This is a genomic window from Streptomyces sp. NPDC029466 (assembly GCF_055574515.1).
This window is the reverse complement of sequence record NZ_JBVHZH010000032.1, coordinates 32,865-56,591: the sequence shown is the minus strand read 5'-3', so window position 1 is coordinate 56,591 and position 23,727 is coordinate 32,865. Positions and strand designations below refer to the sequence as shown.

18 protein-coding genes are annotated in these 23,727 nt (G+C 73.8%); 2 read left to right on the top strand and 16 right to left on the bottom strand.

Going from position 1 to position 23,727, the window contains the following annotated elements; translation table 11 throughout:
• Positions 1 to 598: 598 nt before the first annotated feature.
• A complete protein-coding gene (gene ligD / locus ACZ4XD_RS23645; protein WP_468045064.1) occupies positions 599 to 1,531 on the top strand; it encodes a non-homologous end-joining DNA ligase in 933 nt (310 codons plus the stop codon).
• 40 nt (positions 1,532 to 1,571) lie between these two features.
• Here ligD and ACZ4XD_RS23640 read toward each other — a convergent pair whose 3' ends face one another.
• Complete coding sequence (locus ACZ4XD_RS23640; protein ID WP_468045062.1) at positions 1,572 to 2,660, bottom strand: cation diffusion facilitator family transporter; 1,089 nt, start codon at positions 2,658 to 2,660, stop codon at positions 1,572 to 1,574.
• Between the two features lie 218 nt (positions 2,661 to 2,878).
• On the opposite strand from ACZ4XD_RS23640, the gene ACZ4XD_RS23635 reads away from it, so the two are divergent.
• Positions 2,879 to 3,538, top strand: a complete 660-nt coding sequence (locus tag ACZ4XD_RS23635; RefSeq protein ID WP_468045060.1) for an HhH-GDP family DNA glycosylase — start codon at positions 2,879 to 2,881, stop codon at positions 3,536 to 3,538.
• A 133-nt stretch (positions 3,539 to 3,671) separates the two neighbouring features.
• Here the strand turns inward: ACZ4XD_RS23635 and ACZ4XD_RS23630 are convergent, their stop codons facing one another.
• From ACZ4XD_RS23630 to ACZ4XD_RS23560, 15 genes are all read right to left on the bottom strand, one after another.
• Positions 3,672 to 5,519 (bottom strand): complex I subunit 5 family protein, encoded by a 1,848-nt coding sequence (locus tag ACZ4XD_RS23630; RefSeq protein WP_468045058.1) that lies wholly within the window; start codon positions 5,517 to 5,519, stop codon positions 3,672 to 3,674.
• The gene (locus ACZ4XD_RS23625; protein WP_468045056.1) at positions 5,516 to 5,863 is read right to left on the bottom strand and encodes a sodium:proton antiporter; all 348 of its coding nucleotides are present in this window, start codon (positions 5,861 to 5,863) and stop codon (positions 5,516 to 5,518) included. Before ACZ4XD_RS23625 ends, ACZ4XD_RS23630 begins: the two co-directional genes overlap by 4 nt.
• Positions 5,860 to 6,618 carry an MnhB domain-containing protein gene (locus tag ACZ4XD_RS23620; protein WP_468045054.1) on the bottom strand — a complete coding sequence of 253 codons (759 nt, stop codon included), beginning with the start codon at positions 6,616 to 6,618 and terminating at the stop codon, positions 5,860 to 5,862. The genes ACZ4XD_RS23625 and ACZ4XD_RS23620 overlap by 4 nt, the downstream gene beginning before the upstream one ends.
• Entirely contained in the window at positions 6,615 to 6,884 is a 270-nt protein-coding gene (locus tag ACZ4XD_RS23615) for a Na(+)/H(+) antiporter subunit B (RefSeq protein ID WP_467118333.1), read from the bottom strand. Before ACZ4XD_RS23615 ends, ACZ4XD_RS23620 begins: the two co-directional genes overlap by 4 nt.
• A complete protein-coding gene (locus ACZ4XD_RS23610; RefSeq protein ID WP_468045051.1) occupies positions 6,877 to 7,368 on the bottom strand; it encodes a monovalent cation/H+ antiporter complex subunit F in 492 nt (163 codons plus the stop codon). The genes ACZ4XD_RS23615 and ACZ4XD_RS23610 overlap by 8 nt, the downstream gene beginning before the upstream one ends.
• Positions 7,365 to 7,541: a hypothetical protein gene (locus ACZ4XD_RS23605; RefSeq protein WP_181018697.1), complete on the bottom strand. Its 177-nt coding sequence runs from the start codon at positions 7,539 to 7,541 to the stop codon at positions 7,365 to 7,367. The genes ACZ4XD_RS23610 and ACZ4XD_RS23605 overlap by 4 nt, the downstream gene beginning before the upstream one ends.
• 117 nt (positions 7,542 to 7,658) lie before the next feature.
• Entirely contained in the window at positions 7,659 to 10,067 is a 2,409-nt protein-coding gene (locus ACZ4XD_RS23600) for a phosphoketolase family protein (protein WP_468045049.1), read from the bottom strand.
• 111 nt (positions 10,068 to 10,178) lie between these two features.
• Positions 10,179 to 10,388 carry a hypothetical protein gene (locus ACZ4XD_RS23595; RefSeq protein ID WP_018090713.1) on the bottom strand — a complete coding sequence of 70 codons (210 nt, stop codon included), beginning with the start codon at positions 10,386 to 10,388 and terminating at the stop codon, positions 10,179 to 10,181.
• A 166-nt stretch (positions 10,389 to 10,554) separates the two neighbouring features.
• Entirely contained in the window at positions 10,555 to 14,868 is a 4,314-nt protein-coding gene (locus tag ACZ4XD_RS23590; RefSeq protein WP_468045047.1) for a molybdopterin-dependent oxidoreductase, read from the bottom strand.
• 143 nt (positions 14,869 to 15,011) lie between these two features.
• Entirely contained in the window at positions 15,012 to 16,244 is a 1,233-nt protein-coding gene (locus tag ACZ4XD_RS23585) for an NAD(P)/FAD-dependent oxidoreductase (protein WP_468045045.1), read from the bottom strand.
• 159 nt (positions 16,245 to 16,403) lie between these two features.
• Positions 16,404 to 17,639, bottom strand: coding sequence for a type III PLP-dependent enzyme (locus ACZ4XD_RS23580; protein WP_468045043.1), 1,236 nt, complete (start codon positions 17,637 to 17,639; stop codon positions 16,404 to 16,406).
• Positions 17,636 to 19,417 (bottom strand): IucA/IucC family protein, encoded by a 1,782-nt coding sequence (locus ACZ4XD_RS23575; RefSeq protein WP_468045041.1) that lies wholly within the window; start codon positions 19,415 to 19,417, stop codon positions 17,636 to 17,638. The genes ACZ4XD_RS23580 and ACZ4XD_RS23575 overlap by 4 nt, the downstream gene beginning before the upstream one ends.
• Entirely contained in the window at positions 19,405 to 20,715 is a 1,311-nt protein-coding gene (locus ACZ4XD_RS23570) for an MFS transporter (protein WP_468045039.1), read from the bottom strand. The genes ACZ4XD_RS23575 and ACZ4XD_RS23570 overlap by 13 nt, the downstream gene beginning before the upstream one ends.
• On the bottom strand, positions 20,712 to 22,514 hold the full coding sequence (locus tag ACZ4XD_RS23565) for an IucA/IucC family protein (protein WP_468045037.1): 1,803 nt from the start codon (positions 22,512 to 22,514) through the stop codon (positions 20,712 to 20,714). Before ACZ4XD_RS23565 ends, ACZ4XD_RS23570 begins: the two co-directional genes overlap by 4 nt.
• The gene (locus ACZ4XD_RS23560) at positions 22,511 to 23,701 is read right to left on the bottom strand and encodes an ATP-grasp domain-containing protein (protein WP_468045035.1); all 1,191 of its coding nucleotides are present in this window, start codon (positions 23,699 to 23,701) and stop codon (positions 22,511 to 22,513) included. Before ACZ4XD_RS23560 ends, ACZ4XD_RS23565 begins: the two co-directional genes overlap by 4 nt.
• Positions 23,702 to 23,727 lie beyond the last annotated feature (26 nt).

Below are 23,727 nucleotides of genomic sequence, written 5' to 3'. Positions count from 1 at the left end.
CCTCGTCAGCGTGGTGCGGGCGTGCCCCGCAGCTCCGTCGGCGGTGCGCCGGGCGCGGCTCCGGGCGGCCCGGGGGCGCCCGGTGGCGCGGCCCGTCCCGCGGTGCCCGGGGCCGGGAGCGGATCGGGCGCGGGGCCGGGCTCCGGGCCCGGCGTCGGCGGCGCCGGATGCGGCGGGACCGGGTCCGGTTCGGGGCGTGGTGGCTGCGGGGGCACCGGATCGGGGCCCGGTGCGGGGACCGGGCCGGGCCCCGGGCCCGGCGTGGGTCCTGGTGGCCCGGGGCCCGGGCCCGGGGTGGGCGGGACCGGGTCCGGATGGGTGATGCCCGGCGGTCGTGATGGCTGTCGCACCGTCATGAGCTCCTCACACGTCGCTCCTCCGCGGCCGGGCGCCCGGCGCCCGCTCCACGCGGCATGCTGGTCTCCTTGCCGATCCCGGGCCGGCCATGCGGCATACGGCGTACGGACTCCGCGAGGTACCTGTTCACTCTGCGACGCCCCCGACCGCCCGGCGACACGGACGGCGAACGGCCGCACCGCGCCCCGCACCACCCGGACGCGCGAGCGTACGACGGCCCCAAGCGGGTACCCCCGCCCGCATGAACGCCACAGATTCCGGCACCGGCACGGACACCGTGCGCGCCGGCCGCCGCACGGTGCGGATCCACCGGCCGGAGAAGGTCCTCTTCCCCGACGACGGGCTGACCAAGGCCGATGTCATCGGCTACTACCGCCGGGTGGCCGCGGCGATGGTGGTGCAGCTCCGGGGGCGGCCGCTGATGCTGGAACGGCTTCCGGAGGGCCTCGGCGGCCCGCAGTTCATGCAGAAGGACACCCCCGGCCACTACCCCGACTGGATCCGGCGGGCGGAGGTCACCAAGGAGGGCGGCACCGTCACCCACACCGTCTGCGACGACAAGGCGACCCTGCTGTTCCTCGCCGACCAGGCCTGTCTCACCTTCCATCGCTGGCTCTCCCGCGCCGGCCGGCCCGACCACCCCGACCGGCTGGTGTTCGATCTCGACCCGCCCGGCCCGGACTTCGAAGCCGTACGGGAGGCCGCCCGGCAGCTCTGCGGACTGCTCGATGAACTCGGGCTGCCGGCCGCCCTGATGACCACGGGGTCGAAGGGCCTGCACGTCATCGTGCCGCTGGACGGCAAGGCCGACTTCGACACGGTCCGCGGCTTCGCGCAGGACGCCGCCGAGGTGCTGGCGGCGCGTCACCCGGACCGCCTCACCACCGCCGTACGCAAGAAGTCCCGCGGCGACCGGCTCTACCTCGATGTGCAGCGCAACGCCTATGCCCAGACGGCCGTCGCGCCCTGGTCGCTGCGGGCGGAACCGGGCGGTCCGGTCGCCGCGCCGATCAGCCGTCAGCAGCTCGACGATCCTCAACTCACCGCGCGGAGCTGGACGGTGAAGGATGTCGCGGGTGTGCTGGAGCAGGTGGCGGCGCGGCCGTGGTCCGGGGCGGCGGCCCGCGGGCGGTCCCTGCGTACGGCGCGCCGGCGGCTCGACGCGCTGCGGTGAGCGAGGCGGCGGCCGGCGGGAGCACACCTGCGGCGCCACCTCACCCCTGGTCCTCCGGCGGCTTCGGCCCGGGCCCGTCGCCGCCCGCGGTCACCGACTCGTCGAGCTGCCGCCGCTCCCGCCGCGCGCGCTCCCGGTCCCGCGGCGTGGCCTCCGTGACGTCCAGGAAGACCTGGTCGGCGATCGGCCACTGCTCACGGACGGCCGCCTTCACCCGCACCAGGACCTCTTCGACCTCCTCGCTGTCCAGCCCGCCGACGAGATCGACCCGGGCCGCGATCAGCGTGGAGCGGGTGCCCAGCCGCATGGTCAGCAGGGTGGTCACCGTGTCGATCTCCGGCTGCTCCTCCAGGAACGTCCGCAGGGCCCGGCGCAGCGCCGGGTCGGCGGCCTCGCCGATGATCTGGCCACGGGACTCCTTGGCCAGCTGGTAGGCGACGAACACCAGCAGCGCGCCGATGATCATGGAGGCCCAGGCCTCCCACTGCACCTCACCGGTGAGCATGTGCAGGCCCAGGCCGGCCATGGCGACCAGCACACCGAAACAGGCGGTGGAGTCCTCGGCCAGTACCGTCCGCAGCGCCGGGTCGTCGGCCGTACGGACCGCCTCCCGCATGCCGTGGCCGGCCTGCCGTGCCCGGCCACGGACCTGGAGCAGGGCACGGACCAGCGAGGAGCCCTCGGCGACCAGCGCGACGGCCAGCACGGCGAGGCCCACGACATAGCCCGTGAAGGACTCCGAGTGGTGCGAGCGCAGGGCCTCGATGCCCTGGAAGAAGGAGAAACAGCCGCCCATGACGAAAATGCCGACCGCGGCGAGCAGGGACCAGAAGTACCGTTCCTTGCCGTAGCCGAAGGGGTGCCGGCTGTCGGGCGCGCGGGTGCTGCGCTTGAGCGAGGCGAGCAGGAACAGCTCGTTGAGGCTGTCGGCGACCGAATGCGCTGCCTCGGACAGCAGCGCGGGCGAGCGCGCGAACAGCCCGCCGGCCAGCTTGGCCAGGGCGATCACCAGATTGGCGCCGAGCGCCACGAGGACCGTGACCGCCGTCCTGGCGTCCTCCGCGTCCTTCCCGTCCTGCCGGTCCGGCCGGCCGGTGGAGTGCGGTGCGGCGTCAGCGTGCCGGGACAAGCGTGGCCTCCCCCTCGTCGGTCGGACCGCCGTCGCGAGCGTAGCCGCCCGGACCTGGCCACGCATACGGTGCGGTGTCGTTGCGCCCCACGGAGCAGTGGCGGTTTCCCGCCGTGCGGACCGGGGACGGTGAGTGCGGACCCCCACCGGAACGACGGAGGACAGGACGTGACCGACACTTCCCGCCATGACGTGCTGCGCCGGTACGGGTGCGCGCGATGAGCCCCCGCGGCGGTCAGCGGGCGCTGGCCCGCACCCTGGTGGAGCGGCACGGTGAGACCTTCGCCGCGGAGAGCGGGATCCGGCTGGCGAACACCCCGCAGCCGCTGTACCAGGTGCTGGTGCTGGCCGGGCTGCTCAGCGCGCGGATCCGTGCCTCGGTGGCGGTGGCGGCCGCCCGGGCCCTGTTCGAGGCGGGACTGCGCACACCCCAGCGGATGGCGGACGCGACCTGGCAGCAACGGGTCGACGCGCTGGGCGAGGGCGGCTACCGGCGCTACGACGAGCGCACCGCCACGCAGCTCGGGGACGGTGCCACCCTGCTGCTGGACCGGTACGGCGGCGATCTGCGGCGGATGCGGGACGCGGCCGACGGTGACCTCGGGGCGCTGCGCAGCGCACTGCGGGAGGTGCCCGGCCTGGGACCGGCGGGCTGCAGCATCTTTCTGCGCGAGGTCCAGGGCGTCTGGCCCGAATTCGCCCCGTATCTCGACGCCAAGGCGGTCCAGGGGGCGGAGCGGCTGGGCCTGCCGGGCGACAGCACGAAGCTGGCCCGGCTGGTCGCTGCGGACGAGACCGCGGCGTTCGCCTCGGGGCTGGTGCGCGCGGCGCTGGACCGGTCCGTCGCCGAGGAGGTACGGGAGGCCGCGGGAGCCTGAAACGGGCGGGACACGGCCACGGATACGGCCCGTAACCCGGCCGTGGACACGGCCCGGCCCCGGCCGGGGACACCCGGCCGCGGGCACGGCCCGGAACCCGGCCGGGAGAAGGCCGGGACCGCCGCCCCGCCCGTCACACGACCAGCACGCCCAGCAGGGTGACGCCCGCCAGGAACCATGCGACATAGTCGCCGACATGGCCGGAGTGCAGCCGCCGAAGCGGTGTGGTCCAGCGGGCGGGTTCCGCGCCGAGCGGACGGCGGACGGCGAGCAGGGCGAGGCCCACGGCCAGCGCGGTGGCCAGCAGACCCCACAGCACACCGGCCGTGGGCCAGTGCGGCGGGGGAGTGGACGCGGGCTCCACCGCCCGGCCGTGCAGCACGGCCGCGAGGTAGCCGGCCTGGTCGGTGAAGGCATCGGCGGCGTGACCGGTGCCGGTGCGCAGGCCCGGGACCAGTCCGACCGCCAGGGCCCCGGCCAGCAGCACGGCGGGCACCGCGAGCATGCTGCCCGGAACCCGGGTGAGCCGTCCGCCGCTGGTCTCCGGCTCCTCCGCCTTCCCGGTGGTCTCCTCGGCGGGCTCGTCGGCGGCGGCGTCGGTCGGCCCGGACGTGTCGGCCCCGCTCCCCGCGACCGGCCCCAGGCCCAGGAACACCCGCGCTCCGGCCCGCAGTACCGCGCCCCCGGTGGCCGCCGAGACCACCACGAACAGCGCGGTCGCCCAGCCGCCCACCGCCTCCTCGGTGACGGCCTTGCCCAGCGCGGTGCCGAACGGCGGCAGCCCGGCCAGCGCCAGCCCGCCGGTCCCGAACAGCGCGCCCACCCACGGGAGTTCCCGCCCCTTGCCGTGCAGCTCGGGCTCATCGACGCTGCCGAACCGGTCCAGCAGAATCCCCACACAGGCGAAGAGCGCGGCCTTCACCCCGGCATGCGCCGGCACGTACAGCGCGACACCGCCGAGCCCCTCCGGTGTCAGCACCGCCAGGCCGATGAGGAACAGGCCGGTGTGCGCGACGGTGGAATAGGCCAGCAGCCGCTTGAGATGGCGCTGGAGCCCGCACATCACCGCACCGAGCACCGCGGTCAGCACCCCCAGCGCCAGCAGCGCCCGCTGCGCGTCGGGCGCCGGGATGCCGCCGGGGCCCGCGAAGACCGTCCAGTAGACCCGGGCGGTGCCGTACACGCCCAGCTCGACCATGACCCCGGACATCAGCATGCACACCGGCGTGGGGGCCACCGCGTGCGCATCGGCGAGCCAGAAGTGGAACGGCACCGCCGCGGCCTTGACGAGCAGTCCGGTGGCGACGAGGACGAAGGCGGCGATCACCAGCGCGTCCGGGCCGCCGGGGCGGGCATTGAGGGCGCTGCCGATCTGGGCGAGGCCGAGTTCGCCGGTGCGGGCGTAGAGCAGGCCGATGCCCAGCAAGGTGGTGTAGGCACCGAGGGAGTTGACGACACCGAACACCAAGGCCCCCTGGACGGCGCGGGCCTCCTCGACGCGGTAGCCGGTCAGGGCGTAGGCGACGACGCCCATCAGCTCGAAGAAGACGAAGGCGTTGAACAGATCCCCGGCCAGCGCGAAGCCGCACATGCCCGCCTGGAAGAGCAGCACCAGGGCGGGAAAGGAGCCCGCATGGCGCCGCGGGGGCTCGTCGAAGTACCGCCAGGCGTAGGCGAGGGCGGCCACCACCAGCAGCGAGACGAGGGTGGCCAGGCCGAGGCCGATGCGGTCGCCGACCAGCACGATGCCCACCCCCGCCCCGTCGTGCGGCCGCCAGCCGCCCAGCCATTCGAGGGGCCGGGCGGTGGACGACGGGGTACCGGCCGAGGCGGCCAGCGCGAGCGCCGCCGTGGCCGCGGCGAAGAGACACCCCAGCACCTCCGCGGCGGACCGCGGCAGCCGCCGGCCCGCGCCGACCAGCAGCGCCGCCCCGAACAGCGGCACCGCCACGATCAGCGGCAGGATCCGGTCGACGCTCACCCCCGCAGCTCCGAGAGCTCGTCCGGGTCCACCGTCCGGTGCCGTTTGGCGACCTGGATGACCAGGGAGAGCAGCAGCGCGGTGACGGTTGCCCCGATGACGATGTCCGTGAGGGTGAGGGCCTGCACGACGGGGTCGACGACCGGGCGGGAGCCCGGCGTGATGTCGGAGAAGACCGGGGCGGTGCCGCCGTCCCGGTAGCCGATGGCGAGCAGCAGGACATAGGTCGAGGACTGGCAGACGGCGAGACAGCCCACCGCGTGGATGAGATTGCGGCTGGTGGCCAGCCCGTAACAGCCGATCAGGAACAGCCACCCGGCGATCAGATACGGCAGCACACTCATGTCCCGGCCTCCGCTTCCTCGTCCCGGTCCCCGCTCTCGATCTCCACGGCCTGGTCCAGGAAACGGGCCAGCAGGACGACCACCCCGCAGGCCACCTCCACGCCGATGGCGGCGTTGAGCAGCGGGACGGTGCCGCCGGAGGAGAGCGTGTTGAAGGTGCCGTAGGGAAGGAAGTTGGTCAAAAACGCCGCCCCCGTCACCAGCGCGGCCGTGCCCAGCAGCAGATAGGCGGCCTCCCCGGCGGCATCCGCCACCTCGTACAGGCCGACCGGCCGGATCCGCTCCAGCGCCCGGTAGTCCACGGCGATATAGAGCAGATGCAGCGCGGTGGCGACCACGACCCCGCCCTGGAAGCCGCCGCCGGGGCTGAGCTGGCCGTGCGCGATGACATACAGGCCGATGAGCAGGGTGACGGGCAGCGCGATCAGCGCATAGCGGCGGACCGGCGGGGCGACCGTGGCCGGCTCCGGTGGCAGCCGGCCCTCGTCCCGGGTCTGGCGGAGCAGGACGACGGTGCCCACCACCGAGCCGAACAGGATGGACTCCTCGCCGAGGGTGTCGAAGGCGCGCTGGTCGAAGTTGACGGAGGAGACGGTGTTGGCGGTGTGCCGGGCCAGCGCGGCATGCACGGCCCGGTCGCCGTACGGGTGCCAGAGCCCGCCGAACGCCGGCAGGTCGAAGCAGGCCAGGACGAACAGGACGGCCACCCCCAGGCCGCCGGCGGCCAGCACCCACAGCCGCAGCCTGCTGCTCATTCGTGCTCCTCCCGGCGCTCACTGCGCGCCTTGCGCCGCACCTTGCGTACGGACAGCAGCACCATCAGCGGGGTCAGCGCGGAGCCCACCGCCAGCTGGGAGAGCGCGACATCGGGGGCCTGGAGCAGCAGGAAGACCAGGGCCAGCGCCAGGCCGAACAGGGACAGCAGAAAGGACTGCCGCACCGGATCGCGCACCAGGACGGTGGCGGTTCCGGCGGCGGCCACCAGGAGCAGGCCGAGCAGCAGCGGCAGATCGTCAGCCATCGGACATTCCCTCCGCCGGTCCGGTCCGGCCGTGTCCCGCGGAGACGGCTGCGGTCACCGCACGGGCCGCCACCCGGCTCCCCAGCACCAACAGCACGCCGATGACCAGCAGTTTCACCATGGCTCTGCCGGGCCCGGCGGCCACACACAGCGGCAGCACCACGGCGGGCACGGCCGTATAGCTCAGCGCCGTCATCGCGAGCAGCGAGCGCGGCCGCGGCGGATGTGCCGCCAACTGGTCGGCGAGCAGCCGCACATAGAGCAGGGTGCCGGCCGGTCCCAGCACCGCGAGCACCAGCGCCGGATCGGTGTACGCCGGGCGGCCGTAGCCCTGGGCCAGCAGCAGGACGACCAGGCTGAGCAGGGTGGTCGTCAGGTTCTGTGCGGGCACCCGCCGCCGGACCGGGCCGGTGGCGGCGCCACAGGCGGCCGGGGCGACACCGCACAGCAGCAGCGCCGCGGCCGCGGCGGTCCAACCGCTCATCGGCGGTCGACCGCACGCCGCGCACCGCAGGCCGCCCCGGCGGCGAGCAGCGCGGCGCCGGCGCCGACCGCCCACTCCAGCGTGTCGACCGTACCGATCAGCACGATCCACAGTCCGGTCAACACCGCCCACCAGCCGATGAGTTCGGCGCCCGTTGTCAGCCATCGCGCCATCCGCGCACCTCCTGACGCCCCGGGTACCCGGGCCTCAGGCTCACATGCGGGGGCCGGGCCGCCCCGTCACCGCGCCGCGCGTTACTCCGTCGGAGGCGGGGCCGCCACCGGGCCCCGTCAGCCCGCCCAGGTCCAGTCGGCGACCTCCGGCAGATCGGTGCCGTGCTCCCGGATCCAGGCGTGGTGGCGGGTACGGACGTCCGCCATCTCCTGCCGCAGTGCCACGGCCCGCACCCCGAGGCCGGGCACCCGGTCCACCACGTCCATCACCAGCCGGTACCGGTCGAGATCGTTGCGGACGACCATGTCGAAGGGCGTGGTCGTGGTGCCCTCCTCCTTGTAGCCGCGGACATGCAGGTTCTCGTGTCCGGCGCGGCGGTAGCAGAGCCGGTGGATCAGCCACGGGTAGCCGTGGTAGGCGAAGATGACCGGCTTGTCGCGGGTGAACAGCGCGTCGTACTCGGGGTCCGGCATCCCGTGCGGATGCTCCCCCGACGGCAGCAGCCGGGCCATGTCGACGACATTGACCACCCGCACCGCCAGCTCCGGCAGATGCCGGCGCAGCAGCGCGGCGGCGGCCAGCGTCTCCTGGGTGGGGACGTCCCCGGCGCAGGCCAGCACCACATCGGGGTCCCGGTTGCCGTCCTCGGTGCCCGCCCACTGCCAGGCGCCGGCGCCGCGTGCGCAGTGGGTGCGGGCCTCGTCGAGAGTGAGCCAGTCGAAGCTCGGCTGTTTGCCGGCCACGATCACATTGACGTAGTCACGGCTGCGCAGCGCATGGTCGGCCACCGAGAGCAGGGTGTTGGCGTCCGGCGGCAGATAGACCCGGACCACCTCCGGGCTCTTGTTGAGGATGTGGTCGACGAAGCCGGGGTCCTGGTGCGAGAAGCCGTTGTGGTCCTGCCGCCAGACGTGTGAGGTGAGCAGGTAGTTCAGCGAGGCGAGGGGGCGCCGCCAGGGCAGCCGGCGGGCGGTCCGCAGCCATTTGATGTGCTGGTTGACCATGGAGTCGACGATGTGCGCGAACGCCTCGTAGCTGGAGAACAGCCCGTGCCGGCCGGTGAGGAGATAGCCCTCCAGCCAGCCCTGGCACAGATGCTCGGAGAGCACCTCCATGACCCGGCCGTCGTGGGCGAGATGCTCGTCGGTGTCCAGGGTCTGTGCCTGCCAGGCCTTGCCGGTGGCGTCGTAGAGCGCCTCCAGACGGTTGGACGCGGTCTCGTCGGGGCCCACGACACGGAAGTCGCGGCGCTCCGCGGTGGCGTCCATGACCGCTTGCAGCAGTCCGCCCAGCACCCGGGTCGGCTCGTGCAGCACGGCGCCGCGCTTGTCGACCTCCACGGCGTACCGCTCCAGCGGCGGCAGCGGCAGGTCCCGTACCAGCAGACCGCCGTTGGCGTGCGGTGAGGCACCGAGCCGGCGTGAGCCCTCGGGCACACACGCCAGTACGTCCGGGCGCGGCCGGCCCTCCTCGTCGAACAGTTCCTCCGGCCGGTACGAGCGCAGCCACTCCGCCAGCTGCCGCAGATGCCCGGCGTCGTCCCGTACGCCCGCAAGCGGAACCTGGTGGGAGCGCCAGGTGCCCTCGACGGGCTGCCCGTCGACCTCGTGCGGGCCGGTCCAGCCCTTGGGGGTGCGCAGCACGATCATGGGCCAGCGGGGGCGCTCGGTGACCCCCTCGCCGCGGGCCCGGCGCTGGATGGCGGCGATCCGGTCCAGGGCGCGGTCCATGGCGGCGGCCAGCTCCTGATGGACCGTCGCCGGATCGTCGCCGGTGACATGGATCGGGTCATGGCCGTAGCCGCGCAGCAGCGCGTCCAGTTCGTCCTGCGGGATGCGGGCGAGCACCGTCGGATTGGCGATCTTGTAGCCGTTGAGATGCAGCAGCGGCAGCACCGCGCCGTCGTGCACCGGGTCCAGGAACTTCGTGGCGTGCCAGGACGCGGCGAGCGGCCCGGTCTCCGCCTCGCCGTCGCCGACCACACAGGCGACCAGCAGCTCCGGGTTGTCGAACGCCGCGCCATAGGCATGGGTGAGGGAGTAGCCCAGCTCGCCGCCCTCATGGATCGAGCCCGGGGTCTCCGGCGCGACATGGCTGGGGACACCGCCGGGGAACGAGAACTGCCTGAACAGCCGGGCCATGCCCGCGGCGTCCCGGCTGACATCGGGATAGGTCTCGGAGTAGGTGCCGTCCAGCCAGGAGTTGGCCACTACGGCGGGGCCGCCGTGTCCGGGCCCCCATACGCACAGGGCGTCCAGGTCACGGGCCTTGATGACGCGGTTGAGGTGGGTGTGCACCAGGTTCAGACCGGGGGAGGTGCCCCAGTGGCCCAGCAGCCGCGGTTTGATGTGCTCGGGGCGCAGCGGCGCCTCCAGCAGCGGATTGGCCATCAGATAGATCTGCCCGACGGACAGATAGTTGGCGGCCCGCCAGTGGGCATCGAGCCGTCGCAGCTCGGCGGCGTCGAGGGGGCCCGCCGTCGCCGGGGCCCCTGTCGTTCCGGCCGGGGATTCCGCGTCGTGCATGCTCAGCTCCTCCAAAAGGGGGCGTGCATCGGGCGTGCCGCCGCGGGCACGGTGCGGGCGCCGGCCCGGTCAGGGCTCTGCCGGCCGTGCGCCGGGCGGCGGTACCCGGTGTCAGTCGGGCGGCTCGGGCGCCGGGTGGTCGCCCGGCTCCGCGCCGGGCGGCTCCTCCGGTGCCGGTGCCGGCTCGTCCGGTTCCGGCGCGGCGGGGACCGGCTCGCCGGGGCCCGGGTCGTGCGGCACCGGTTCGGGTTCGCTCGGCACCGGCCCCGGTCCCTTGGGCTCCGGTTCGGTGGTCATGGCGTCAGCGGTCATCAGGGTCATAGCGCTCTCCTTCCTCTCCATCGTCCGTCCAATGCCCGGGGTCGGCCCGTTCAGGACATCAACACGGGGGCGCGCAGGAGCCGCACGCCGGTACGGGGGAGACACCAGGCGGGCGAACGGCCCGGCCGAAAGAGAGCGTTACGAGGGGGCGGGCCCCGTGGACGTCTCAGTACACGTCGCGGACGTAGCGCTTGTCGGCGGCGAGCTGTTTGACGTAACCGGCGGCCGTCTCCTCCGCCAGGCCACCGTGCGCCACGGCGATGTCCCGCAGCGCGCGGTCGACATCCTTGGCCATCCGGGACGCGTCACCGCAGACATAGAAATGTGCGCCGTCCTGGAGCCAGGACCACAGCTGGGCGCCGTGTTCGCGCATCCGGTCCTGGACGTAGACCTTGGCCCGCTGATCGCGGGAGAACGCGGTGTCCAGCCGGGTGAGCAGCCCGTCGCGGCGCAGCCGGTCGAGCGCTTCCTCGTAGTAGAAGTCCGTGGCGCGTCGCTGCTCCCCGAAGAAGAGCCAGTTGGGGGCGCGGTGGCCGCGGGCCCGCCGCTCGTCGAGGAAGCCGAGGAAGGGCGCGACCCCGGTGCCGGGGCCCACCATCACCATCGGGGTGGCCGGATCGGCCGGCGGACGGAAGTGGGCGGCGCGCTGGACGAAGACCGGTACCGGGCTGCCGGGCTCGGCATCGGCCAGAAAGGTGGAGGCCACGCCCTTGCGCGGGCGGCCCGCGCGGTTCTCGTAGCGGACCACGGAGACCGTCAGCCGGAGCAGCCCGGGATCGGTCAGCGGGCTCGACGAGATGGAGTACAGCCGGGGCTGGAGACGGGGGAGCAGACCGGCCCACTCCGCCGCACCGGCCCGGACCGGGAACTCCGCGAGCACGTCGACGGCCTGCCGGCTCCAGGTCCACTGGGCCAGCTCACCCTTGTTGTCGGGCCGCAGCAGCTTCTTGAGGACCCGGTCACCGGTGCGTTCGGCGACCATCCGGAGCAGCGCGGGGGTGATCCTGGCGATGTCCAGATGGCGGTGCAGCGCCTCGCCCAGCGGCACCGTGCCCGGGCCCGGGAGCTCGACGGGGGCGGCGGGATCGAGACCGGTGACGGCCAGCCACTCCGCCACGAGGTCCGGGCAGTTCCGCGGCAGCACGCCCAGCGCGTCGCCCACCTCGTAGTCCAGCGGGATGCCGTAGCCGTCCCGGGTGTCGAAGGTGAACTGCCGCACCTCCTTGGTGGCCCCCGCCCGGCTCAGCAGTTCGTTGCCGACGAGGCGGGCGGTGGCGGGCGCGGCCTTCGAGGGCCGGGCGGGGCCGCCCGGTGCCCGGCCCGGTGCGGCGGGAGCCGGGACCGCCCCCGGCGGCGCGCCGGCCGCGGCCCCCGCCCCGGCACCGCCGTCCGCCTCCCCGCCGGCCGGCCCCTCCGCACCGCCGTCCGGTTCCCCGACACCGTCCGCCTCCGCACCGCCCGCCGGCTCCGCGCCGGCCTCCAGGGCCGTGAGGACCTGGTCGAGCCACTGCCCCGCCGGATGCTCATAGTCCGGTTCGCAGTCCGTACGGGGCACCAGCCGCTTCGCCCCCAGCTCGGCGAGGCGGGCGTCGAGCCGGCGGCCGTGGCCGCAGAAGTCGTCGTAGGAGGAATCGCCCAGGGCGAGGACGGAGTAGCGCATCCCGTCCAGCCGGGGGGTGTCCGGCGCGTTCAGGGTCTCCCAGAAGCCGGTCCCGTTGTCGGGGGCGTCGCCGTCGCCGAAGGTGCTGGTGACGATGAGCAGATCGGCGCCGCGGGGCAGGGTGGCCGGTGCGCTGTCGTCCATGCTGAGCAGCGTCGCCGCCCGTCCGCTGCCGGTCAGCCGGCGGGCCGTGTCGGCGGCGACCTCCTCCGCGTTGCCCGTCTGGGAGGCCCACAGGACCACGACCGTACGGGCGGCCGGGGCGTCGGTCGCTTCGGCGGGAGCCGTCGCCGGGTCCGCCGCCGTCGCCGGCCGGGTGTCCGGCGTGCGGGAGAACATCCCGGCCAGGACGCCGTTGACCCACAGCGCGCTCTCCGGGCTGAACGGGGCGTGGGACGGCAGCACGGGAGTGCCGACGGCGGTGGCGGGCCCGGAGCCCAGCCCGGCGAGGAAACCGGAGAGATAGCGCCGTTCGTGCTCGGCCAGCGCCGGCGGGGCGGTTTCGCCCAGCCCGAACACCCCGGCCAGTACCGCCCTCGCCGCGTCGTGGCCCTGGTCCGCCCCGGCCCCGGACCCGCCGCCGGTCCGCCCGGCGCCCGCCCCGCCCTGCGGCTGCCCCGGGGCGGCCGCGACCCTGGCCAGCGACACCGCGCAGACCTTGAACTCGGGCTGGAAGGAGACCGGGTCGACCGCGTCATGGGTCACCGCGTTGACGCTGAGGTACTCGCCGAACAGGTCGTTCCAGTGGAACGGCGCGAAGCAGTTGCCGGGCCGCACCCGGTCGGTCACCACCGCGGGCAGCACCGCCCGGCCGCGCCGCGAGGCGACCTCCACCGTGTCACCGTCCGTGAGGCCCAGCGCCGCCGCGTCCTGCGGATGCAGCTCCACGAACGGGCCGGGGTTGAGCTTGTTCAGCTTGGCGACCTTGCCGGTCTTGGTCAGGGTGTGCCACTGGTGGGGCAGCCGCCCGGTGTTCAGGACGTACGGGAAGTCGTCGTCGGGCATCTCGGCCGGCGGGAGGTGCGGCCGGGCGAAGAACACCGCCCGGCCGGTCGCGGTGGGAAAGGACAGCCGGGGGCGGGTGCCGTCGGGCCGCTCGTCCAGGGTCTGGCTGACGCCGTCGTTGAGGTAGCGCACCGGATTCCGGTCGGGCCCGTCGACGGCCGCGCTGGGCCACTGCACCGGGGTCTCCCGCAGCCGCTCATAGGTCACTCCGCGCAGGTCATAGCCGGTCCGTGGGTTCCAGGCGCGCTTGATCTCCTCGAATATCTCCTCCGCGCTGTGATACGTGAAGGCGTCCTCGTAGCCCATGGCACAGGCGATCTCCGCGATGATCCGCCAGTCCGGCCAGGCCTCGCCCGGCGGGTCAGCGGCCGGTCGCACCAGCGTCAGATTGCGCTCCGAGTTGACCATCACGCCCTCGGACTCCGCCCACATCGCCGCGGGCAGCACGACATCGGCGTAGGCGTTGGTCTCGGTCTCCGCGAAGACGTCCTGGGCGACCACGAACTCCGCGGCCTCCAGCCCCTCGATGACCGTCCGGCGGTTGGCCACCGAGGCGACGGGGTTGGTGCAGATGATCCAGCACGCCTTGATGTCGCCGTCCGCCATCTGCCGGAACATCTCGACGGTCCCCTGCCCGGGCTCGTCCGCCCGCACCGTCCCCGGTTCCAGGCCCCACAGCTCCTCGGCGAAGGCACGGTCCTCGGCCACCAGCGTCGACCGCTGGCCGGGCAGCCCCGGCCCCATATAGCCCATTTCGCGGCCGCCCATCGCATTGGGCTGGCCGGTGAGCGAGAACGGGCCGCTGCCGGGCCGGCAGATCGCACCGGTCGCCAGATGCAGGTTGACCAGGGCATTGGTGTTCCAGGTGCCATGGGTGCTCTGGTTCAGGCCCATGGTCCAGCAGCTCATCCAGTCATCCGCCGCGCCGATCCACTCGGCGGCCCGGCGCAGGTCCGCCTCCGGTATTCCGGTGAGCTCCGCGACCCGCGCGGGCGGATAGTCCTGGAGGAAGGCCGGCATGGCCTCCCAGCCCTCGGTGTGCTCGGCGATGAACTCCGTGTCCAGCCGGCCGTTCTCGGCCAGCAGATGCAGCAGACCGTTCAGCAGCGCCAGATCCGTACCCGGTGCGATCTGCAGAAACAGATCGGCCTTGGCCGCGGTGGCGGTACGGCGGGGATCGACCACGATCAGCTTGGCGCCCGCCTTCACCCGTTCCATCATCCGCAGGAAGAGGATCGGGTGGCAGTCGGCCATGTTGGAGCCGATCACGAAGAAGACGTCGGCGTGCTCGAAGTCCTGGTAGGAGCCGGGCGGCCCGTCCGCGCCCAGCGACAGCTTGTAGCCGCTGCCCGCGCTCGCCATGCACAGCCGGGAGTTGGACTCGATGTGCCGGGTGCGCACAAAGCCCTTGGCGAGCTTGTTCGCCAAGTACTGGGCCTCCAGCGTCATCTGGCCGGACACGTACAGCGCCAGCGCGTCCGGGCCGTGCTCGTCGACGATCTCGCGCAGCCGCCCGGCGGTCTGCTTGACCGCCGCCGTCATCGCCTCGGCCACCGGCTCGTCACCGCGGTCCGCGCGCACCAGGGCGGACGACAGCCGCCCCGGCGCGGCGAGCAGCTCGGCGCTGGTCGCACCCTTGGTGCACAGCCGTCCACCGTTCGCCGGGTGAGCCTTGTCCCCGGCCGCCTTGCGGACGGTCCGCCGCCCCTCCGGGTCCGTCGCGACATCCAGCACGATCCCGCACCCGACCCCGCAGTACGAGCACGCCGTCCGCACCTGCGTGAGGCGCTCTGCCAGCGGTTCCGGTGCGGTCACGGACGGTTCCCTTCGTGGTCGGAAGCTTGTTCCGACCCTACGAACGGCCCGTTAACCGGGTGTCACATCAAGCGATCACCAGTCGTTACGGCGGCCACACAGTCGCCGGAGGCGCTCCGTGAGAACCGGGCGGCGGCCGCCGCTCAGGGCACCAGGGAGTCCAGCGGTACGGCCGGATCGGCCAGCCGCTCCGGGTCGACGGCCTGCCCGCTCCGCACCAGTGCCTTGATCGGCCCGGTGACGTCCCAGACGTTCACATTCATCCCGGCCAGCACCCGTCCCCCGGAGAGCCAGAAGGCGATGAACTCCCGGGCATCGGTGTCCCCGCGGAAGACGACCTGGTCGTAGCCCTCCGGTTCGGCGTATCCGGTGTACTCCATGCCCAGGTCGTACTGGTCGGTGAAGAAGTACGGCAGCCGGTCGTAGCGGACGTCCTGGCCCAGCATCGCCCTGGCGGCGGTCTGCGGCTGGTGGAGGGCGTTGGCCCAGTGCTCGACGCGCAGCTGCCGGCGCAGGAGCGGGTGGTAGGCGTTGGCGACATCGCCGGCCGCGAAGATGTCCGGGTGGGAGGTGCACAGCCGCTCGTCCACCACGACACCGTTGTCGACCTTGAGTCCCGCCGCGGCGGCCGGCTCACTGTTCGGAGTGATCCCGACACCGACGATGACCGCGTCGGCCCCGATCAGGCTGCCGTCGGCCAGCCGCACGCCGTCCACCACGCCGTTCGTGCCGGTGAGCTCCGCGACCTGGACGTCACAGCGCAGCTCGACCCCGTGATCGGTGTGCAGGGTGGCGAAGATCCGGGCGGCCTCGGGCCCCAGGACCCGCAGCAGCGGCAGCGCCGCCGCCTCCAGCACGGTCACCTCGACCCCGGCGGCCCGCGCGGCGGCCGCGGTCTCCAGGCCGATCCAGCCCGCGCCGATCACCACGACCCGGGACCCGGACCGGAAGACCTCCTTGAGCCGGTCGCTGTCCGCCAGCCGCCGCAGGTAGTGGACCCCGTCGAGGTCCGCGCCGGGCACCGGCAGCGGGCGCGGGGTGGAGCCGGTGGCCAGCAGCAGCTTGGCGTAGCCGAGCCGGCTGCCGTCCGCGAGGGTCACCTCGTGGCCGGCCGGGTCGAGACCGGTGACGGCCTGGCCCAGGCGCAGCTCGACCTCGTGCTCGGCGTACCACTCGGGCGGATGGACGAAGGCCGTCTCCCGCTCGGCGGTGCCCAGCAGATAGCCCTTGGACAGCGGCGGCCGCTCGTACGGCCGCTCGCGCTCGTCGCCCAGCAGCACGAGCGGGCCGTCGAAGCCCTCCTTGCGCAGCGCCTCCGCGGCCTTGGCGCCGGCCAGCCCCGCTCCCGCGATCAAGAATGCCGTGTTCCGGCCCATGTCCCGCTCAGCTCCTTCGGACGATCGGTTTCCCGTCATCCGTTCCCGCCCGGAGCCCCGGCAGGCACCGCCGATGGTGTGGCCGTCACTCCCGTCCGCGGGGGTGACGGACCTGCCGGGGCATCCGTGCGACTACGGGAGAGCGCCGGGCCGGCTGCCTCAGACCTCCGCTGCCGCACCGTCGAGGAAATGGAACCCCGGGCGCGGATGCATCAGGAAGTCATGGTGCGAGATGTTCCAGGCGTACGCCCCGGCCACCCCGAACACCACCCGGTCACCGGCCCGCAGCCCCGGCGCCGGGACCGCGCGGGCCAGTACGTCCTTCGGGGTGCACAGCTGCCCGGTGACGGTGACCTGGTCCCCCCGGGCCACCGACCGCGGCCAGGGGTGCGGCCAGGGCGCGTCGGACGGCAGCACCGTGCAGGGCTGGTCGTGGCCCTTGGTCGCGGGGGTCCGCAGATGGTGGGTGCCGCCGCGCACCACGGCGAACTCCTCGCCGTGGCTGTGCTTCACATCCAGTACCTCGGTGGCGTACCAGCCGCAGTACGCGGTCAGCGCCCGCCCCGGCTCGATCCGCAGGGTGAGACCGGGGTGGGCCGCGGCGAGCCGGGCCAGGCCGGCGCCGTACGCGGTCCAGTCGAAGCGGCGCTCCGGCGCGGCGTAGTCGACGGCCATACCGCCGCCGACGACCACTTCGGAGAGCGGGAACCGGTGCTCCGCGGCCAGCGCGGCGGCCCAGGTCACGACCGCCTCCGCCACGCCCAGCTGCTCCGGCGCCTCCAGGCCGCTGGCCAAGTGTGCGTGCACACCGCGGAGTTCGAGGTGCGGGTAGGTGCCGTCGGTGAGCAGTGCGACGACCTCACCGGCCTGGTCGGGGTCCAGCCCGAACGGGGTCGGGCGGCCGCCCATGGCGAGCGAACTGCCGTCCAGGGAACCGTCGTCGACCGGCAGATTGAAGCGGGCCAGCGCCGCGATCCGGCGCTCCGGGGCGAGCCGGGCGGCCAGGTCCGCGAGCATATGGATCTCGTACACGCTCTCCACATGGAAGCGCTGCACCCCGCACTCCAGCGCCTGGGCGACCTCCGCGGGGGTCTTGCCCGGCCCGCCGAAGGCGAGCGGGGCGCCGGGCACGGCCTTGCCGGTGTGCGCCAGTTCGCCGCCCGAGGAGACCTCGTAGCCGTCGACGTACGGGCGCAGCGCGCCCAGGATCTCCGGCTCCGGGTTGGCCTTGGCCGCGTAGTACAGCTCCACGCGCTCGGGCAGCGCGGCCCGGACCTCGGCCAGATGCGCGCGCAGCGCCGTCAGGTCGTAGACATAGGCGGGCAGTTCCTCGGGCGCGAGGCCCTGGACGCGGGCGCGGACCGCGTCGGTGGGGGCGAGGCCGGGGGTGGTCATCGGGTGCTCCAGGGGGTGGTGTCGTCGGCGCGCACGGCACCGGACAGAACGGCCTCGGCCAGCGGCGAGGGCAGCAGGACATAGCCGGCCTCACGGTCGGCCTTGCGCTCCCAGCGGGTGAGCAGATTGGCCTTGGCGGGCAGCGGGACACCGGCCAGCAGGGCGGCCAGCCGCGGCGGGCAGCCGTACCGGTCCGCGTGGGTCTGCAGGGTGCGGCGCACCTGCGCCCACAGCTCCGCCTCGGTGCCCGGGTGCAGATCGGCGAGCGCGGCGAGCATCTCGGCGACATGGTTGACCAGCAGGCAGTACACGACCCGGTCCCAGCCGCGCTGGGCGTCGTAGGTCATCGGGGCCGCGACCCGCTCGGGCAGCGACGCCAGCAGCTCGGCGTGGTGCTCGGGGACCAGCTTGGTGCCCTCCAGGTCACGGAAGAGGACCTGAGCGGGCATGCCGTCGCCGTCGACACAGACCAGCACGTTCTGGAGGTGCGGTTCCAGCACCAGGCCGTGGTCGAAGTAGGCGGCGAGCACCGGCGGGAGCAGCAGATTGAGGTAGGCGGCCCACCAGTCCAGCGCGGCCTGCGGTCCGGCGCCGTCCAGGAGCCGGGAGACATGGGCCTCGCTGGTGGGGTACTCGTCGGCGACGGCGGCGGCCAGCAGCGGGGTGGTGCCGGGCAGCAGCCGCTGGGAGAGACCCTCGCGGACGATGACGCCGAACCCTTCGAGCAGTTCGGTGTCCGGACGGCCGTCGGCGCCGGGCAGCGCCAGGCTGCGGTAGGCGGGCTCGCGCAGCACCGCGCTGCCCGGGAACCGGGTGGCGAGATCGGCGAGCGCCGGCGCCAGCAGCCGGGTGAGGGCCACCGCCCCGGAGAGCTCGTAACTGGCGTTCTTCCGGAGGCAGTTGGTGATCCGGACGTTCAGGCTGAACTTGAGGAACGCCTCGCCGTCGTAGAGCGTGCGCACGGACGCGGTGGCGGCGAACGGCGCCTTTCCGGCGCCCAGGACACGGATGTCGTCGCGGTCCAGCGCCGCCCGCAGCCCGGCGTGGTCACGCAGCAGCTCGTACTGCCAGGGGTGGACGGGCAGCAGCCGGTAGCCGTCCGGGACCTCGGTGTGCAGCGCGTCCAGCGGGGCGGTGGCGCCCTCGTCGGCCGCTTCCTCGGCGATCAGCTCCTCGCGCACGGCGAGCAGCAGCAGCGGGAACGCGGCCCCGGTCTCGGGCGCGTACGACTGCCAGGCGGCAGGATCACCGGTGCGGGCCTTGGGGGTCGGGTGGAAGCGGTGGCCGAGGATCAGCGACTGCTCGGAGGTGACATAGGCGGTCTGCCAGTCCTCCGTGTCCTGCTCCCCGGCGACCGGGCACCGCTCCGTACGGGCCGCCAACGCCGCGGAGACGGCCTGGTGGCTGGAGGCGATCTGGGCCAGGAACTCGTCGTTGTCCACGCCGGTCCGCAACGACAGCTCGGCGTGCACGTACTCGGCCAGCCGGCGCCAGCCCACCTCGGCCCAGCCGTCCGCGGTCTGTTCGGACACCGGGCCGGTGAACCGGTGCGCGCCGAGCAGCGAGGTACGGCGCAGTGCGACCCGCAGCAGCACACCGCGGCGCGGCAGCCGGATCAGCAGCTGCCCGTTGTCGACAGCGGTCTGGTGCTCGGGTCCGGACACCTCGCGCAGCAGGCAGTTGAGCAGGGTGTGGGCCACGGCCTGATCGGCGGTGGGCGGACCGGCGGGGGCGGCGGGTGCCACGGCGGGGACGGGGGTATTGGTCAGCGGAGGCATCGCGGGCTCCTGCGGGTGCGGGGGAGGCGGGAGAGCAGAACGGGGGCGGCGGTCGCGAGGACGGTGACCAGGGCGATCGCGGTGCCGGTCAGGACGGGCGCGGCGGGGCCGAACCAGTCGTTGCCGGCCGCGGCGGCCACACCGGCGGCGACCGCGCCGGCCTTGGAGAAGAATTCGATCGAGCCGAACAGCCCGCCCGGGGCCCGGCCCTTGGCGCAGTCAGCGGCCAGTACGGACAGACAGACCAGACCGAGGGTGAGCCCGGCGCCGAGTACCAGGCGGACCGCGACGAAGCCGGTCAGCGAGTCCACCAGGCCGTGCCCGGCCAGACCGAGCGCGATACAGCCGAAGCCGAGACCGATGCCGAGCCGGGGGCGGGTGCGGAAGACGGCGTGCACCGCCATCGCCGCGACCAGGTAGCACATGTGGGGCAGCGCGAACAGCACGCCGGACACCATGGGGCCGGTGCCGGGAATCCGCTCCTTGATGAGGGAGATCAGGTAGGGGAAGGAGATGACGGTGGAGAAGACGAAGGCGAACTCCAGGGCGTAGAGGGCGCGCAGCGAGGAGAGCGGGGCGCGCCCGGAGGGCTCGGCCGCAGCGGCCTCGGCCGCGGCCGGCTCCACCGCCGAGGTGCCGTCCGCGTCGACCTCCGCGGTGGCGGCCTGCGGTGCCCCGGTCCGGACCCGCGGTGGCTCCGGCAGCGCCGCGAGCATCACGGCCGCGGTCAGCGGCAGCACGGCCAGCAGGGCGTACTGACGGTGCGGCGACAGCCACGGCGTCAGCGAGCCGACCACGATCGGGGCGAAGACCAGTGCCGCACGGGCGCTGCCCTGCATCAGGGTGAGCGCCCGGGACAGCGCGTTGCCTTCGAGCGCCGCTCCCAGATAGCCGTTCGACGCGGCGAAGGTGCCGCCGAGGATGCCCTGGAGGACCAGCGCCGCGGTGAACGTGCCCAGCGAGTCGGCCCAGCCGGCCAGCAGGAATGCCACCGCCAGCCCCAACTGCGCCCGCAGCAGCAGCCGTTTCCGTCCGAAGCGGTCCGCGAGCCGCCCCCACAGCGGTGCGCCGAGGGCGCCGAAGATGGTGGGGACGATGTAGAGCAGTCCGGCCCAGCGGGCGGCGTCGTCGCCGAGCTCGGGCAGGATCTCGGTGAGGTACGGCGGCAGCCCGAGGGCGGCGAACGACGCCACGAAGTAGCAGCCGGCCACGGCGTGCACCTGGCGGCGGGCGAGGCCCGGGCGGTCCTTGGTTTCGACGACAGTCGGTTCGACCTGGCGAGAAGTGGTGGTCCTCATCGGGAAGTCCCCGTCGGAAGCAGATAGTTGGGGCCGGTGGTGTAGTGCTTGTTGATGTCGGCAGCGCCCGAACGCTCCTTGGACAGCAGCGTCCCGGCGCTCACCATCGCCTTGATGGGGAGGTGCGGGGCGTCCAGGACGTAGCCGCGCAGCGCGGCGCCCGGCTCGCCCGGGGCGGTGCCCAGCCGTTCGACGGCCTCGGCGAGCCGGTCGCGGACCAGACCCAGCAGCTGTGCGAGCGGCGCCCGTCCGTGCCGGGCGAGCCCGAAGGCGTACGAACCGGCGCACAGGTGGACGGTGATGGTGGCGAACAGGTCCAGCACCGGTTGGTCGCTGTCGGCGAAGATCCGTGGGTCGGCGAAGTCCGCGGGGTCCGGGGCGTCGGCTCCCAGCGTGTCCCGCAGCCGGGCGGCGTTGATCCGCGGCCCGTCGTTGTCCTTGAACAGCAGCCGCAGCCGGGTGCCGTCCGCCGTGCGGTCCCACACCAGCGAGATGTTCTGCTGGTGGGACTCCAGCGCGATGCCGTAGCCGAAGAGCGTGGTCTGCCAGTCGAAGAGCAGGGTGAGGCAGGCGTCCAGCAGGGCGAGCGGATCGCCGCCGTAGAAGCGGTCCGCGAGGTGGTCGATCACCAGCCGCCCGCCGGGCGCCCGGCTCAGCAGTGCGGCCATCGGCACCACGGCACTGCCGTCCAGCCCCGCGGGGTAGCGGCGGCACAGCACGGTCAGCAGCTCGTGATCGGCGTGCGCGTAGACGGTCTCATCGGCCTGGAGGACCGACTCCCGGAAGCGCGGCTCGCGGGCGATCACGGTCTCCAGCAGCCGCTGCCCCGCCGCGCCGTCGATGAGCGTACGGGGCTTGATGGTGCGCCGGTTCCGCAGGCCCAGCGTGGCGGTGGCCAGCGGCAGCTTCAGATGCACCCGTGGATCGGCGTTGAGCGCCACGGTGCGCATCGACAGGGTGGGGACGACGTCGACCACGGCGCGCTCGGACAGTACGGCCTCGCCCGCCAGGCCCGTCTCGCGCAGCGCACCGTCCAGCGGGGCGCCGAGCGTCAATGGGTGGACGGGCAGCGCGAGATGGCTGTCGTCGAGGTGGGCGAGGTCCAGCTCGGCAGGCGTCGGCCAGCAGGCGGGCAGCGCCGCCTCGCCGCCCGCAAGGGTGACCGCGGTGCGCGGCAGGGCGAGCCAGCGCAGCGCGAAGTCCGGCCGGAACTCGGGTGCGTAGGCGCGCAGTTGGGCCTCGGTCAGGCCGGACCGGCCGCGGGCGGTCGGGTAGACGGGGTGGTCGAGCCGGGCGGCGAGCGTGTCGTGGGCCAGACCGCCGTCCAGCCCCGGCCAGTCGGCCGGGTCCGCGCCATGACGAACCATCAGCTCGTCCTCGACCTCGTCCCGGGTCCGGGTGTGCAGCCGCATCGTCTCCAGGGTCTGGCGGCACTCCTCGGCGAAGGCCTCAAAGCCCTCGTGGTCGGCCGGATCGGCCAGCGCGTGGAGCGCGGTGAGGACCTCGTCGACCGTGGTCAGCCGGGCGCCGTCGGACTCCCGCACGAGGAGCGGCAGCCGCGCCGTGTACGCGCTCTGGTAGCCGTCCTCACCGAGGGGCAGCAGCAGCGCCCCGGCGGTCTCGTCGGCGGGCAGCCGCAGCCAGGGGCCGTCCGGCCGCTCCAGCAGCGTGCCACGGGTACGCAGGCCGACCACGTCCTCGCGCAGCAGCGCGCCCAGGACCCGCAGCAGCAGTCCGGATTCCTCCGCGTCCGCCGCGGCCGCGGTCCGGCCGGTGGCGGTGTCGAGCGCGGCGGTCACGACGATATCTCCCAGCGCTCGGCCGCGAAGAACGCATCCGACACCCGGTCCACGGCGCTCCGGTCGGTGCCGGTGGCCCGCAGTACGCCGAGGTAGTCGCGGTTGGTGCGGTAGTGCGGGTGCTCGGTGCCGGTCTCGCGCAGCGGCCGGTAGGTGAGCCGTACGCCGTCCACCGTCCGGTCCGCGGCGGCGGGCGCCGCGGTGAGCGTCCCGGCCCGGTCGGCGCAGGCGTAGTCCACCCGGCCCGCCCCGTCGCGCCGCGCGCCGAGGTCGGCGGGCAGCGGCTCGCCCAGGTGGGTGCGCAGAATGTGCTCGAACAGGGGGATGTCCAGGACCTGCGCGAGCATCAGGTCGCACTGGTCCCCGATGACGCGGTAGTTCACCTCGATGAGCCGCGCGCGGCCCTCGTGGACCACGAACTCTGTGTGGGCGGCGCCGAACCCGACGCCCAGCGCGTCCAGTTGTTCCAGCACCTGCGCCACGACGGGCTCGGGGTGCGCGGCGACGAAGTCCAGCCGCTCCTCGATGAAGGCCGGCGGGGCGGAGACCGTGGTGTGGAAGCCGCCCAGGACATGCCGTACGCGGCCGTCGCCCAGGGTCTCCAGGGTGTAGAGCTCACCGGCCAGGAACTCCTCGGCGACCAGCGCCGCCTGCGGGCGCCGCGCCTGGATCTCCTTGGCGAGCGTCACCAGCTCCTCCGGGCCCTCGGCGAGCACCACATCCTCGCTGGCCACGCCCTCGCGGGGCTTGAGGACGCAGGGGTAGGGCAGGCCGGCGGCGGTGAAAGCGGCCGGGTCCTCGCCGGCGGCGAGCTCCGCGGTCCGTACGGTGTCGACGCCGGACGCGGCGAGATGGCGGCGCATCTCGGCCTTGTTCTTGGCGCGCAGCGCGGCCCGCCAGTCCTTGCCGGGCAGCCCGAAGTACTCGGCGGCCAGCGCCGCCTGGGTCTGCAGATGGTCGCTGTTGGTGAAGACCGCGGCGGCGGGGTGGTGGTTCGCTATGCGGGTGATGACGGCACGGAAGTCATGGACGTCGCACTCCAGGACCTCGGTCTGCGGGGAGACCCGTTGGTGCGCCGCGGGCTGGTCCGTCAGGATCGTGAGGTCGAGGCCGAGGCGGGCGGCGGCGGGCAGGAACCCATCGGTGACCGAGTCGGTGGGGTTGAGGGCGAGCAGGTACATCCGCATGAGCGGGGCCCCTTCGGGGTCGAGGT

Coding starts and splice junctions, on each gene's coding strand:
- ligD (WP_468045064.1), top strand. CDS start 599: ATGAACGCCACAGATTCCGGCACCGGCACGGACACCGTGCGCGCCGGC.
- ACZ4XD_RS23635 (WP_468045060.1), top strand. CDS start 2,879: ATGAGCCCCCGCGGCGGTCAGCGGGCGCTGGCCCGCACCCTGGTGGAG.
- ACZ4XD_RS23625 (WP_468045056.1), bottom strand. CDS start 5,863: ATGAGTGTGCTGCCGTATCTGATCGCCGGGTGGCTGTTCCTGATCGGC.
- ACZ4XD_RS23620 (WP_468045054.1), bottom strand. CDS start 6,618: ATGAGCAGCAGGCTGCGGCTGTGGGTGCTGGCCGCCGGCGGCCTGGGG.
- ACZ4XD_RS23615 (WP_467118333.1), bottom strand. CDS start 6,884: ATGGCTGACGATCTGCCGCTGCTGCTCGGCCTGCTCCTGGTGGCCGCC.
- ACZ4XD_RS23610 (WP_468045051.1), bottom strand. CDS start 7,368: ATGAGCGGTTGGACCGCCGCGGCCGCGGCGCTGCTGCTGTGCGGTGTC.
- ACZ4XD_RS23605 (WP_181018697.1), bottom strand. CDS start 7,541: ATGGCGCGATGGCTGACAACGGGCGCCGAACTCATCGGCTGGTGGGCG.
- ACZ4XD_RS23600 (WP_468045049.1), bottom strand. CDS start 10,067: ATGCACGACGCGGAATCCCCGGCCGGAACGACAGGGGCCCCGGCGACG.
- ACZ4XD_RS23595 (WP_018090713.1), bottom strand. CDS start 10,388: ATGACCCTGATGACCGCTGACGCCATGACCACCGAACCGGAGCCCAAG.
- ACZ4XD_RS23585 (WP_468045045.1), bottom strand. CDS start 16,244: ATGGGCCGGAACACGGCATTCTTGATCGCGGGAGCGGGGCTGGCCGGC.
- ACZ4XD_RS23580 (WP_468045043.1), bottom strand. CDS start 17,639: ATGACCACCCCCGGCCTCGCCCCCACCGACGCGGTCCGCGCCCGCGTC.
- ACZ4XD_RS23575 (WP_468045041.1), bottom strand. CDS start 19,417: ATGCCTCCGCTGACCAATACCCCCGTCCCCGCCGTGGCACCCGCCGCC.
- ACZ4XD_RS23570 (WP_468045039.1), bottom strand. CDS start 20,715: ATGAGGACCACCACTTCTCGCCAGGTCGAACCGACTGTCGTCGAAACC.
- ACZ4XD_RS23560 (WP_468045035.1), bottom strand. CDS start 23,701: ATGCGGATGTACCTGCTCGCCCTCAACCCCACCGACTCGGTCACCGAT.